The sequence below is a fragment of the Actinoplanes sp. CA-142083 genome (genome assembly GCF_050942195.1).
Taxonomy (GTDB): Bacteria; Actinomycetota; Actinomycetes; order Mycobacteriales; family Micromonosporaceae; genus Actinoplanes.
The window spans coordinates 9,329,372-9,342,664 of the sequence record NZ_CP192076.1; the positions used below are offsets into that span (position 1 = coordinate 9,329,372).

At 72.1% G+C, this 13,293-nt stretch carries 10 protein-coding genes; 1 reads left to right on the forward strand and 9 read right to left on the reverse strand.

Translation table 11 applies throughout. The annotated features are described in order from the left end of the window. Window positions 1–12: 12 nt before the first annotated feature. The 7 genes from ACQPZX_RS42945 to ACQPZX_RS42975 are packed head-to-tail and all read right to left on the reverse strand — an operon-like array spanning window position 13 to window position 7,484. A complete protein-coding gene (locus ACQPZX_RS42945) occupies window positions 13–1,731 on the reverse strand; it encodes an FAD-dependent oxidoreductase (RefSeq protein ID WP_433369154.1) in 1,719 nt (572 codons plus the stop codon). Window positions 1,732–1,783: 52 nt separating this feature from the next. Next, window positions 1,784–2,035 carry a winged helix-turn-helix transcriptional regulator gene (locus ACQPZX_RS42950; protein WP_433369157.1) on the reverse strand — a complete coding sequence of 84 codons (252 nt, stop codon included), beginning with the start codon at window positions 2,033–2,035 and terminating at the stop codon, window positions 1,784–1,786. A gap of 41 nt (window positions 2,036–2,076) precedes the next feature. After that, window positions 2,077–2,952 carry a helix-turn-helix domain-containing protein gene (locus tag ACQPZX_RS42955; protein ID WP_433369160.1) on the reverse strand — a complete coding sequence of 292 codons (876 nt, stop codon included), beginning with the start codon at window positions 2,950–2,952 and terminating at the stop codon, window positions 2,077–2,079. 32 nt (window positions 2,953–2,984) lie between these two features. Beyond that, window positions 2,985–3,359, reverse strand: coding sequence for a GtrA family protein (locus ACQPZX_RS42960; RefSeq protein ID WP_433369162.1), 375 nt, complete (start codon window positions 3,357–3,359; stop codon window positions 2,985–2,987). After that, window positions 3,356–4,963, reverse strand: a complete 1,608-nt coding sequence (locus ACQPZX_RS42965; RefSeq protein ID WP_433369165.1) for a hypothetical protein — start codon at window positions 4,961–4,963, stop codon at window positions 3,356–3,358. Before ACQPZX_RS42965 ends, ACQPZX_RS42960 begins: the two co-directional genes overlap by 4 nt. After that, complete coding sequence (locus ACQPZX_RS42970) at window positions 4,960–5,925, reverse strand: glycosyltransferase family 2 protein (protein ID WP_433369168.1); 966 nt, start codon at window positions 5,923–5,925, stop codon at window positions 4,960–4,962. Before ACQPZX_RS42970 ends, ACQPZX_RS42965 begins: the two co-directional genes overlap by 4 nt. Next, a complete protein-coding gene (locus ACQPZX_RS42975) occupies window positions 5,922–7,484 on the reverse strand; it encodes a hypothetical protein (protein ID WP_433369171.1) in 1,563 nt (520 codons plus the stop codon). The genes ACQPZX_RS42970 and ACQPZX_RS42975 overlap by 4 nt, the downstream gene beginning before the upstream one ends. 55 nt (window positions 7,485–7,539) lie before the next feature. Here ACQPZX_RS42975 and ACQPZX_RS42980 point away from each other — a divergent pair, with 55 nt between their 5' ends. After that, a complete protein-coding gene (locus ACQPZX_RS42980) occupies window positions 7,540–9,549 on the forward strand; it encodes an acyltransferase family protein (protein ID WP_433369174.1) in 2,010 nt (669 codons plus the stop codon). A gap of 676 nt (window positions 9,550–10,225) precedes the next feature. Here ACQPZX_RS42980 and ACQPZX_RS42985 read toward each other — a convergent pair. Together ACQPZX_RS42985 and ACQPZX_RS42990 are read right to left on the reverse strand one after the other, a co-directional pair. Next, entirely contained in the window at window positions 10,226–10,900 is a 675-nt protein-coding gene (locus tag ACQPZX_RS42985; RefSeq protein ID WP_433369176.1) for a hypothetical protein, read from the reverse strand. A 2-nt stretch (window positions 10,901–10,902) separates the two neighbouring features. Then, window positions 10,903–13,062 carry a glycosyl transferase gene (locus tag ACQPZX_RS42990; RefSeq protein ID WP_433369179.1) on the reverse strand — a complete coding sequence of 720 codons (2,160 nt, stop codon included), beginning with the start codon at window positions 13,060–13,062 and terminating at the stop codon, window positions 10,903–10,905. Between the last annotated feature and the right edge of the window lie 231 nt (window positions 13,063–13,293).

Here is a 13,293-nt window from a genome sequence, read left to right on the forward strand (position 1 = left end):
GCTTCCTCTGGGTCAATGGGACAGCACGCGGCGCAGGGCGTCCCTCAACACGGCTGCCGGGTCGCCGGGGACGCCCTCGCTGCGGAAGCAGATGTAGTTGTCCGGGCGGACCAGGAGGCAGCCCGCGTCGCCGATCTCGCGCAGGCGGGCCCAGTCGCCGTACAGGTCCTCGTAATCCGCGCCCGGGCCGATGCTGACCGTTTCGATCCCGAGCGATCGGGCCGCCCGGGTCCAAGTAGACCCGACCCCGGTGAAGAGCGTGAAACGGCCCTGGCCGCCCAGATCCAAGGTGGACATACGCGTACGATCGCGGCCCACCCACGCGTGCGGAAGCTTCGCGCCGGGCCAGGTGGTGGCGTGGTGGAAGAGCTCGTCGTCGCGCGGGTTCACCGGCATCGGCGTGCCGTCGGGGAGGACGGCGCTCGACTCGTACCGCTGATTGAGCTCGACGCCGTGGGTGTTGAACTCGTAATTCTTGAACTCGATCGCTTCGCGCAGCTCCCGCCGCTGCTTCTCGGCCTCGGGAGTGGCGAGCTTGCGCGCGTCCATGTTCCGCTGAAGCTGCGCGGGATCGTCGGTGGAGAGCAGCCCGAGCGCCTCGAAGATGCGGGTCGTCTCGCCGATGCTGCGGTTGGCCCGGTCGACGATCTGCTTGCCGACCGGGGCCCGCTCGGCCGAGTACGTCTCGAGCAGACCGGGCCCTGCTTCGCCGCGCAGCACCATCGCCAGCTTCCAGGCGAGGTTGTAGGCGTCCTGCACGGACGTGTTGGAGCCGAGTCCGTTGGACGGCGGATGCCGGTGCACGGCGTCGCCGGCGCAGAAGACCCGGCCCTTCTGGTACGTCTCCGCGTACATGTGGTTGACGGTCCACGCCGAGGACGACTTGATGGTGACGGGCACCGAATCGTCGCCGATGAGGTGGTGCGCGATGCGCCGGGCGTACTCCTCGGTGAGGTCCGGCGGTTCGCCGTCGATGTCGTAACCCCACACGATCAGCCACTCGTGCCACGGCCGCACGCAGCGGACCAGGCCCATCCCGATGCCGCCCACGTCCGAGCCGGTCTGCAGCACCCAGTAGAGGGTGCTCGGCCGGTACGCCGTGTACTTCGCGAGGTCGGCCTCGAAGACGATGTTGATGCTGCCGGCGACACCCATCTGGCCGACCATCGGTAGCCCGATCTCCTCGGCCACCCTGCTGCGCCCGCCGTCCGCGCCGATCAGGTACTTCGCCCGGATCTGATAGGTGTCGCCGCGGAGCCGGTCGTGCACGGTCGCGGTGACCCCGGAATCGTCCTGCACCAGCGACTCGAACGAGGTCTGGTAGCGGAACGACGTGCCGCGGGCGATCGCGTTCTCCACCAGCACCGGCTCCATCAGGTGCTGCGGCATGTCGCAGATGCTCGACGGCGACGCGAGGTCGTGATCGGCTTGCCGGGACGGATGGGTGTACCAGGTGTGCAGCCGGCCCAGCTCCTCGCCGGCCAGACTCGAGCAGAAGACCGTGTCGCCCATCAGCCGCTGCGGGGTGGCCTGCGCGAGAACCTGATCCTCGATCCCCGCGTCGCGCAACACTTCCATCGTCCGCTGGTTGGTGATGTGCGCGCGCGGCGTGTCCGACAGCCGCCCATATTTCGTCACGACGATGTTGGGTACGCCGTACGTGCTCAGCAGAAGCGCGGCGGCGCCACCCGCGGGACCGCTCCCCACGACCAGCACATCGGTTTCCAGCACGCCCTCAGTCTCGGCCGTCCGGCGCCCGCCGATCCTGCACGTACGTGCTGTGTCAGCTGCACGAAACGCGCGCCTCGTCGTACGCCTCGCGAGCCTTGTCGATCTCGCCGACGTGGTCGAGCGCCCAGTTGAGCAGCGTCCACGAGGTGTCGAGCAGGTCCTTCCCGAGCGGCGTCAGCTCGTAGTCGACCCGCGGTGGCACCACCGGATACACCGTGCGGCTGACCAGACCGACGAGGGGCCACCTGGTGGTCGGCTCGGCCAGCGGCAGCCAGTTCGCCGCGTACGCGAGCGGCGCCCGCAAGGCGATCGGGGTGGTCGTGCTCGTACGGGAAACGATTGGCTTTAGGCGCGGCGCAGCGCGGCCGGCGTCGTGTGCAGATGGGCGCGGATCACCCGGGTCAGGTGCTCCTGGTGGGTGAAGCCGCAGCGCTGGGCGACCTCGGCGATCGGCAGCGGGCTCTCGCGCAGCAGCCGGCACGCCTCGTCGACCCGGCGCTCGATCAGGAACTGATGCGGCGACAGGCCGGTGCGCGCCTTGAACTGGCGGGCGAACTGGCTGACGCTCAACCCGGCCGCCGCGGCCATCACCCGCAGCGGCAGCGGCTCCGGCAGGCGCGCCTCGACCAGGTCGCGGACCGTGCTCAGCTGCCGGTCGGTGAGGCCCGCACGGCGCGGGCGGGCGTCCGGCCCGGCCCATGCGCGGACGCTGTGCCGGCGGGCGAGCTGGGCGGCCAGCAGGTGGCCGAGGTGGTCGACGTAGGTGCGGGCCGACGGCTCCCAACTGCGCAGCACCCCGTCCAGCGCGAGCAGCAGCTGCTCGAGCAGCGGGTCGAGGCTGCCCAGTTCCTCGGCCAACTCGACCGGGCGGCCGTCGTGGCCGTCGCGCAGGGCCTCGTCGGTGAGGTAGGCGTGCACCGTGTCGAGCCGGCCGCCGAGCTCGACGGTCAGATCCTTGCCGGCCGGGTGCACGAAGAGGCCGCCGGGCGGGATGGTGCGGGAGCGGGTCAGGCCGAGGTGGCCGCGGCGCACGGTGACCGGGCCGTCGACATGCAGGATCACCAGGTGGCTGCGGGCGCCGTCGAAGGATGCACGGTAGGGCTCCTCGCGCTGGGTGGAGACGTACAGCTGCTCCCAGCCCAGGCCCTTGCTGGTGCGCGAGGGCGACACCCACGGCTGGCGGAGGATCCCGTTGGTGTCCCGCAGTGTCAGCTCCGCCATCGCCCCGTCATAGCCCCGCAACGCCGGCGAGGTCAAGACACGCGGAACGTCCAGCGCGAGTTGAGCGTGTAGTTGAGCACCGGGATCGCGACCAGGGCGACGGCCTGCACCAGCGGATAGGGCGCGGCGAGGACCTCGGTGCCGAGCCAGAGCACCACGGTGTTGAGCGCGAAGGCGGCGGCGGTCACGGTGAGAAATTTGCTTCCGGCGACTGCATGGCCGGCGTTCGAGCGGAAAACCCAGGACCGCTGCAATCCGTACGAGACGAAGATGCTCGCCACGAATCCGGCCGTCGACGCCGCGACGGGCCGGACGTGCAGGCCCTCGGCGAGCGCCAGGCCGACGCCGAAGTGGGTGAGGGCGCTGGCGCCGCCGCTGACGGCGTACCGGAGAAGTTGGGCGATCATCGGCAGAACGGCCGCCCGTACATCTGCTCGGTCGCCATCGACGCGGCGACCGACATCCGCTCGGCGACGCTGTGCGTGCCGGGCAGCTCGCCGGCGGCGAAGCGGGAGTAGGGCGCATCGCGGAACAGCTCCTCGAACCGCGCGATCAGCGCGCATCGCCGCGCGTTCCCGGCCGCCGTGGTGTCGAACTGGGCGACCTCGGCGGCGACCGCGCCAGCCACGAGTGCGTACGGCATGCGGTTGGTGGCTTGGGCGAACGCGTGGTTGACGGCCGCCGTCCCGGCCGCCACCAGCACAAACACGCCGAGTCCAACCCGCGCCACGAGAGCCCGCGTGGCCAGTGCGAGCAGCCCGGCCAGCAGCAGCCCACCGCCGGCCGCGAGCAAGCCCCCGTCGCGCCAGCCGGCGCCCCACCGGCCATCCGCCGCGAATGCCTGTGTCTGCGCGTTCAGAGAGCCGAGCAACCCGCCGAGCAGCAGCACCGCGCCGCCGGTCGCCGCGAGCGCGCCGGCCTGCCGACGGTCGAGCCGGGGCAACTGCGGCAGGCGGGCGAACAGCCGGGCCGCGAGCAACGCGAGCACCAGCACCGCCAGTCCAAGGACGATCCGGCTGACCTCGCCGCCGTCGCGCAGCGCGTCGCCCCACTGCAGCGGGGGCAGCCACGACGTGACCCGATTGGCGAACGCGGCCCCGACACCCGGCCCGAACAGCACGTCGGAGTTGCCATAGCAGCCGCCGTCCCGGCACGACAGGTACAGCAGAACCCGGACCGGTACGAACACCGGCAGAAAGCCCGCCCAGAGAAGGAGGGCCGGCCGGAGCCCAACCTCTCCGCGACGGTCGAAGGGCCGCGGCACGCATTCGCCGCGCCGGTCGAAGGGCTGCGGCACGCATTCGCCGCGCCGCGAGAAAAGCCGGCCGCCGATGACGGCGGTGCGGGCCAGCGCGGCGGCGGTGGCGAGCGGCGGCCCGAGCGCGGCCACCTCGTTGAAGAGCGCGAGCGTCGCCCCCGCGACCACCACGAGCACGCCGAGCCGGGGACCCCGGCCGACCCAGGCGGCGACCCCGAGCACCAGCGCGGCCGAGAGGAAGTACAGGCCGCCGAAGAGCACCGTGCTGCTCACCTGCCCGGCCGCCGTCAGCGAGCCGCCGATCGCGAACGGCAGCAGGGCGATCGTCCGGGCCGGCGGCCCGTCGAACATGCGGCCGCGGGCGGTGAGAGCCTCCGCGAAGACCACCGCCACGGCGGTGAGCGCGGCGGCGGCGAGCGCCGACACGACCCGGAGACCCACCTGCGCCGGCAGGTGGGTGACTTCGATGAGGACGTACGCGGCGGCGTCCAGCGCCCACTCGGTCATCCGGCCCAGCGGGCGGAAGTTGCCGAAGTCGAGGTACATCGGCACGGTTCGCAGGTTCTCGGTGACCAGCCGCCAGGGATGGTCCTGCACGAGCGCGCCGTGCCAGTACACGTTGTACCGATGGTCGCCGTTGCCGGCGAGGTAGAGCAGCGGCGCGGTCACGGTGACCGGCACCAGGGCGCAGTTGAGGAAGATCGACCGCCAGGACCTGAGCGAGGTGCCGGGTTTCTGGAGAACGGCGGTCACTTCCGCTCAGCCACCAGCTGTTCGGGCACTTCGGCCACGGCCCGCGCCGACTTCTCCTGCACCAGGTAGCGCGGCCGGCCCCGGACCTCCTCGTGGATCCGCGCCAGGTACTCGCCGATCACCCCGAGCCCGAGCAGCACGAAGGTCCCCATCACGAGCAGCAGCAGGATGACCGTCGGGAACCCGGCCACCGACCCGCCGCGCAGCCACTTGATGAGGGTCTGCGCCCCGAGCAGCACCGCGAAGACCGCGAACGCCAGCCCGCCCAGCGTCACGAGGTGCAGCGGCGCCGAGGTGAACGAGGTCAGCCCGTTGACCGCGAGCCGGAACAGCGACTTGACCGTCCAGCGGGACGCGCCGCCCTCGCGGTGGTCGATGTCGACCTCGATCGTGGTGCGCCGGAAGCCGATCCAGCTCGACGTGCCGCGGAAGAACGAGGAGTGCTCCGGCATCCGCAGCAGCGCGTCCAATGCCGGGCGCGAGAGCAGCCGGAAGTCGGTGGCGTTGACCAGATCGACCTGGGTCAGGCGGGTGAAGGCCCGGTTGAACAGCTTGCCGCCGAGCCGGCCGATCAGGCCCTGACCCGTACGGTTGCGTTTGACCGCCTCGACCACGTGCGAGCCGTCCCGCCAGCGCTGCACCATCGCCGGGATCGCCGAGGGCGGGTGCTGCAGGTCGGAGTCGATGACCACCACCGCGTCCCCGGCCGCGTGCTCGAGCCCGGCCAGCACGGCCGGTTCCTTGCCGAAGTTGCGGGAGAGCTGGATGCCGCGTACCCGGTCGTCGGCGAGCGCGTGCTGGACGATGCGGTCCCAGGAGTCGTCGGACGAGCCGTCGTCGACGAGGACGAGCTCGTAGCGCAGGCCGGCGTCGCCGAGCACCTGGCCGAGCCGGCGCACGAAGCGGTCGACGCCCGGCCCCTCGTTGAAGATCGGCGCCACCACCGACACCAGCGGGCTCATCGGGGCGCCTCACTGCAGAAGCGATGGCCGGCCAGTTGCCGGGTCGCCCGGTCGAGACTCATGTCGAAGCGCTCCACTTCCCGCCGGTCCGCCACTCCGTGGTGGTTGCCGGCCGAGGTCTGGATGAAGGCGTCGCGCAGGGCGCAACGGCGAGCGTCGCCCTCCGGCGTCCGGTCGAAGCCGGCCACCTCCTGCGCGATCCGGTCATAGAGGTACGGGTACCGCCCACCGCTGGTGGAGTCCCGGAAGTCCTTGTTGGCCGCCGCCGAGACCGTGCCGGCGACCACGAGCAGCGCGAGCGCCACGACCACGAAGCGACGCCAGAACGCGAGCACGAGGATGCTCCCGGCGACCGTGGTCAGCCCGCTGTCCCGCCAGCCCTGGCCCCATCGCCCGGCCGCGGCCAGGGTCTGGACGTCGGCGTTGAGCGCGGCGAGCGTGCCGGCCAGCACGAGCAGCGCCGCGGCGACGCCGGCAAGCGCGAGCGCCTGCCGCCGGTCGAGGGTCGGCAGGTCGCGCAGGCTCCGGAGAGCCCGCCAGGCCAGCAGCGCCAGCGCGAGGAACGCGAGCGCCGGCACCGCGGCGGCCACGTGCGGGAACTCGCCGCCGGTGGCGCGCTGCCACATCAACGGCGGCAGCCATGAGACGAACCGGTCGGGCAGGGCCGCGGCTGCTCCCCCGTACGCGATATCGGAACCCACGTAGCAGCCACCGGCCGCGCAGCGTTCCCGGATGATCAGCCGGACGGGCACGAAGACCGGAAGAAAACCCACCCAGAGCAGCCCGGCGAACCGCGCGGAAGCGCTGCGCAGCAGCGCCCGCCGGTCGAGCCCGAGAACGAGCCGGCCGCGCAGCAGCACGGCCACCGTCGCGAGCGGCACGGCGATGTAGGCGAGCTCGTTGAAGGCGGCCAGCGCCGCCCCGGCGACCACCACCAGCGGACCGGCCCGGCGCGCCCGGCAGGCCCACGCCGCGACCAGGAGCACCAGCGCGCTCGTGGTCAGATAGAGCCCGCCGAAGACCACGGTCGTGCTGAACCGTCCGGCCGCGACCAGCCCGGCCGCGATCGCGAACGGCAGCAGCGCCGCGACCACCGACGGCGGCCCGGCGAACAGCCGCTGCCGCCGGGCGACGACCGCCTCGACGAGCACCACGGCCGCGCCCGTCAGCAGGATCGCCGCCACGAACGAGACGACCCGCAGCGCGATGGTGGCCGGCAGGCCGAACAGCCCGGTGAGCGCGAACGCGCCGACGTCCAGCGACCACTCCAGCACCCGGCCGAGCGGACGGAAGTTGCCGCGGTCGAGATACTGCGGCACCGAAGTGACCGCCTCGACGACCAGCCTCCACGGATGGGCCACCCAGAGGCCGCCGCTGTTGTAGACGTTGAACCGGTGGTCGGCCGAGAACGTCAGCGTGACCAGCGGCGCGAGCACCACCAGCGGCGCCAGCGCGCAGCGCCACAGCAGCCCGCGCCACGGCCGGCGAGGCTCCGGCGCGACCGGCGGCGGTCCCGCGGGCCCGGCCTGTCGTGGTACCTCGATGATCTCGGCGGTCACGAAAAAGCAACGACCGCGCCGAGTCGAAAGTTGCGAGCGGCACGTTGGGTGGAGGGTGCGCAACGTAGGGGACCTCGCCGTTCTCACCCCAGTCCGGCCCGATCCGGTGTCGGTCCGCCCCCGGCCCGCTTTTCGGCCGGACATCGAGGGTTTGCGCGCGGTGGCCGTGCTGCTCGTGGTGGCGGCGCACGCCGGCGTGCCCGGTCTGGGCGGCGGCTACGTCGGCGTGGACGTTTTCTTCGTCATCTCCGGGTTCCTCATCACGTCGCTGCTGCTGCGCGAGGCCGAGCGGACCGGGCGCATCTCGGTGATGGGTTTCTACCGCCGCCGCGCCGTACGCCTGCTGCCCGCCGCCGCGCTGGTGCTGGTCACCACGCTGGTCGCCGCGCGGTTCCTGCTGCCCGTGGTGCGGCTCGGCGAATACTGCCGGGACGCGCTGTCGGCCACCGCATACTTCGCGAACCTGCGTTTCGCCGCGATCGGCACCGACTACCTGAGCGCCGACCGGTCGCCCTCGCCGTTCCAGCACTTCTGGTCGCTCGCCGTCGAAGAGCAGTTCTACCTGCTCTGGCCACTGCTGATCCTGGCCGCCGCGCACCTGTGGCGGCGTCGCCGTCCGCTCGCCGCCGTCCTCGTCGTGCTGGTCGTCGTCTCGTTCACGCTGAGCATCACCGAGACCGCCCGCTCGGCGCCGTGGGCCTACTTCGGCCCGCACACCCGCGCGTGGGAGCTCGGCGCCGGAGCGTTACTGGCTCTGGGCGCACCGAGAATCGGCAAGATCCCGCGTTTCATCGGCTGGATCGGGCTCGTTGCCGTCCTCGCGGCCGCGATCCGGTACGACGACGCCACCGCCTATCCCGGATGGCGCGCCGCCGTCCCCGTCGCCGGCGCGCTGGCGGTCCTCGCCGCCGGAGGAAACCGCCTCCTGGAACTCCGTCCGATGCAGACCGTCGGCCGGCTCTCCTACAGCTGGTACCTCTGGCATTGGCCGATCCTGCTGATCGTCCCCGGCAACCCCGTCCTCAAGGCGCTCCTCGCCCTCGGCCTGGCTTGGGCGACCTACCGCTGGGTGGAGAACCCCCTGCGGCACCGTCCCGCGCTCCGAGCGAGGGGCCTGCGCTTCGGCGCCGTCGTCTCCGGCACGGTCGCCGCCGTAGCGGTCACGCTCGCTTTGCTGCCGCACGCCGTTCCGTCCGGCGCCCGCCGCGCCGACCTCAGGAAGACGCTCGCCTCCTCCCCGCACGCCGAGCGTGACCTGGCAACGGCGATCGAGGCGAGCCGGCGCCTTGGCCCGCTGCCCGCCAACCTGACTCCCGCCCTCACGAAGGCCGCCCGCGACCGCCCCCGTGTCTGGACCGACGGCTGCCACGCCGACGTCCCCATCACCACCGCGCCCGAGGGCTGCTTCTACGGCGACCCCGCCGGCAAGGAGACGGTCGTCCTCTTCGGCGATTCCCATGCGGCGCAGTGGTTCCCCGCGCTGGAGCTCTTGGCCGCGGAACGCCACTGGCGGCTCGTCGAGCTGACCAAGAGCTCCTGCTCGGCCGCCGACGTGCCGCTCTGGCACGACACGCTCAAGCGCGAGTACACCGAGTGCACCGCCTTCCACCGCTCCGCGATCGCCCGGATCGCCAAACTGCGTCCGGCTCTCGTCGTGGTCGGCTCCAGCTTCAACTACCGTCCGGCCCACCCCGCGACGGATCTGCCGGCCCAGTGGAAGGCGGCCTGGGACAGCACCTTCGCCCAGCTCCGCGCCACCGGCGCCCGGATAGCGGCCATCGCCGACACGCCCTACATGGGCGGTTCGGTACCCGAGTGCCTGGCCGAGCCGGCCAACGCCGGCCACGCCGCTAATTGCACCCGCAGCCTGAGATCCGCGGTGCGAGGCCCGGAGCAACGCAAAATCTTCCTCGCGTACGGCGACGTGATCGACCCAACCGCATGGTTCTGCACCGACGCGTGCCCCGCCGTGATCGGCAACCTGCTCGTCTACCGCGATTCCAACCACATGACCACGACGTACGCCCGCGCCCTCGCGCCCCTGCTGGGCACCCGACTCCACTGACTTTGCTCTGCGCACAAATACGCGCGGCCCCACCCTCCGACGCGTATCGGCCCATTTGCGAATGCCACGCGCCGCCGCCTCCCACTATGTGGCGGCGGCCTTCGGTTGTTAGGACAGCGTCCCGCATATTGACGGATCGTCCCGGCGACTGATGCCGAGACCACATCGCGGGAAAACAACGCGGGCTCCACCGGAAATCCGTTTATTTCCGTCGGCTCGGCAGCCATTCCTTTCGAGGATGGTGATTTGCCGCGCGCAGCGAACCGCAGTTCATCAAGGTCTCACGCGCCAGATAGCCCGCAGGCGCTTCGGCTCGGCGCCAGCACGTGAACAGCACGTCGGCTTACCGCGGCGCCACGCAGCACGGACGGAACCAACGGCGGCCCGCGACGGGCCGCACTTACCGCGACCATGCGCTCCCCGGGCCATGGCAAGCCCAGCCCAGCCACCGATCAGCGCAACACGCCGCACCGTGAGACCGCCCGTGCCCGAGCCGGGCCGCGTCGTGTCCGAATCCGCGTTGCGCACGCCCGCGCCGCCCGCGCCGCCCGCGCAATTGTTGATCTCGAGCGGCGCCCGCTGACCTCCCCCGCCCCCGGGCACTGGGTGGGGCCCCACTGAAGCAGGCGGGTATGACATTTCTTGGCGGTCGTCCACAGAGGGACTCGAATCCCGTTCAGCGGAGCAAATCGGCGAGGGTGGGTGGCTGGGCCCGGTCGACGATGACGGTGCGGGCCGTCTCGTGGTCGCGGTAGAGGCGGGACAAGCGCTGGGTGAGCACGTCGTCCCAGGGCTTGTCCGGGCGGTGCCGCTCCCAGGTCGCCCGGTCCGGCAGGTACTCGATGAGCACCCCCAACTCGCGCAGCAGAGCGAACGACGGGCAGTCGGTGACCACAACCGGCCGGTGGTCGGGGTTGACCAGCAAGCGCTGCCGGAGGGTCAGCACGAACTCGCGGACCGCCGCGATGTCGAGCCCGATCGCCACGTACAGGTGGGCGGGCGGACGCTGCGCGGCGGCGGGCGCACGCCGTACGTCGGAAGGCCGGCCATCGGGCCGGCGGCGACGCATCCGCCGCACCACCGCCCGGGTCAGGCGCGGCACGGTGTGCACCGGGTCCTTCACGAGCGACACCAGGCCGAGGCCGAGGCGATACGACTCGCTCTCGCGCAGCCGCTCGAGACGCTTGTGCACGCGGTCGCGCTCCTTGCGCGCGGTCTCGGCGTTCTCCTGCTCCTCGGCGAGCCGCGCCTCGAGCGAGCGCATCCGGCCGGCCATCGCGGCCAGCTCCCAGCGGGCCCGCTCGGGCGCGTCCAGCTCGACCCGCCGGGACGGCACCTTGAGGTTGGTCAACGTCAGCTCCCGTGTCGGCGGGCGCGCAGCCCGCTCAGCCACGCGGCGGCCGCGCCGCCGCCGTTCTCGAATGCCAGCTCCTGGCAGCGGTGCGCCAGGCCGGCCCGCACCTCGGGTCGCGCGGCCTGGTCGAGCACCTCTTCGAGCTCGCCGGTCGACGGGTCCTCGACGGTGAGCGCCACGCCGGTGGCGGCCGCGAAGCGGGCCCGGCCGATCTGGTCGTCGAGCCGGGTCGACGCGTTGGGCAGGAAGACGGTGGGGATGGCGAAGCCGATCTGCTCGTGGAACGAGTTGTATCCGGCCGCGCTGACGGTGAGGTCGAAGGCGCGCAGGTAGCGGCTCACCGGGTAGAGCTTGACCACCTTGGCGCCGGCCACGCGGGGCATCGGCGTGGTGGCGATCGTCGACTCGGCCAGCACCAGCTGGAAGCCGCGGTCGGTGAGGTGGCGGCAGATCCGGGCGACCGGCGAGGAGATGTCGTTGATGTTCCCGGCGCCGAGCTGCAGCAGCACCGCGGGGCGGTCGTCCAGTTCCAGAGCGGCGCGGGCTTCCGCGCGCGGCAGCAGCTCGCTCTCGTCGAGGAACGTGATCGGCTCGACCTGCACCGCGTTGGCCCGGTCGGCGACGGTCGGGCCCTCGTCGACGACTGCCGCGAACTCGCCGGGCTCGAGGACGTGGTCGAAGACCTTTCCCTCGGTGATCCAGTCGCCGCCGACGCCGCGCTGCCACATGGCCCGGCGCACCCAGACCCAGACGATGCCGGGGTGGTCGCGGACCGCCTCGACGATCCCGGGGTGCGGCAGGCAGTCGACCGCGACGACGGCCGGCTCGTGCAGGTCGATGAGGTGGGTGAGGCGGTCGCGCAGCAGGGCGGTCCAGCGGGGCTGTGCGGCCTGAAGCACCTTGCGGGACGGGATGTACTCGGTGAGGAAACCTTCGCCGTGGGCGACCGAGGCCGCGTACGACTGGGTGGCGATCACCGCGGTGTGGTCGGCCGGCAGCCGGCGGGCGATCGCCATGAGGCGGGAGAGGTGGCCCATGCCGGCGCCGTTGTCGCTGACCATGAGCACACGCCGGGTAGGCGGATGCCCGAGCGACGGCCGCGGGTCTTCGAAAACGGGGGCGATCCGCGGGCGGATGCCGAAGCCGGCCAGGCGGGCCAGGTGGGACTGGTGCCCGTAGCGGCGCTCGGCGAACTCCCGGGCACGGCTCGCCACTGCCCGGTAGCGGGCCGGATCGGCGTACAGGGAGCGGACCAGGCCGGGCACGTCGGCGGGGGTGCCGTAGAGGGCGGCGTCGGCGAAGGTGGGGCGGAAGTGCTCCCCGATGATCACCGGTACGCCACTGGCCATCGCCTCGAGGATGGTCCGGCCGAACGCCTCGACCAGGTCGGGGTCGTGGAAGTAGACGAAGAAGTCGATGGTGCGCAGGAACTCCTCGGGCGACTCGGCGCCGAACGGGACCACGTCCCAGTTGTCCGGCCGGTGCCCGATGCGCCGCACGGCGATGTCGCCGCCGCCGAGCACCCGCACGCGGCACCCCTCGGCCGGGTAGGCCTGCAGGATCTCGTCGGGGTCGAGCGGCCATTTCACCGGGTCGCCGCGCCCGTGCCGGCCGATCACCGGCACGTCGCCGACGAAGCCGTCCCGGTCGCGCCACCAGTGCGCCACGTCGATGATCTCGTGCCAGTCGGCGGCGGCGAGCCGGGCGTCGGGCTCGACCTGCCGCACCTGGTCGCGCACCTGGGAGCTGATCGGCGCCCACTCCACCCGGGGGCCGAAGTAGCGGTGCACCCGGTCGCGTACCGCGGCGAAGTCGTAGTAGCGGTAGGGGTTACCGGCGTCGCCCGGCGGCTGGTTGATGACCATGACGGTCCGCTCGGCCCGCACGCGCGGCACCACCGACAGGTCCTCGGTGAAGATCCGGGGCTGCCGTACGAGCAGCAGCTTGCACTCCACCGGCTCGTCGTCCCGGGCGAGGGTGGCCACGCCGTCGCGCAGCAGGTCGCTGATGCGCGGGCTGAACGGCAGCGTCTTGGGCTGGTGCGGCGACGGCACGTGCACGAGCACCGTGGAGAGGGCCGCCTCGGCCTGCGCGTGCACCTCGGCGGCGATGCTGGCCGAGGTGCCACCGGGGTAGCGGAAGTCCGACAAGATCGCCACGTCATGGACCCCCATGCGTTTTTTCTGGGGTTTTCCGCCGCGGGTCGACTCAGACACGGTGGTGAGCTCCCTCTTTCGGCATAGCCAAGTCCCATTTCAACCAACGAGAAACCGGTACGCACCGTGACGGCAACCGGCGCCCGGTAGCCAACCGTCCGGCAACCCAGAGGCCCCGGCAAGGCAACCGCCACGGCATCAAGCGGGCTCGTCCCGGGCCGAACTTGGTCGGTG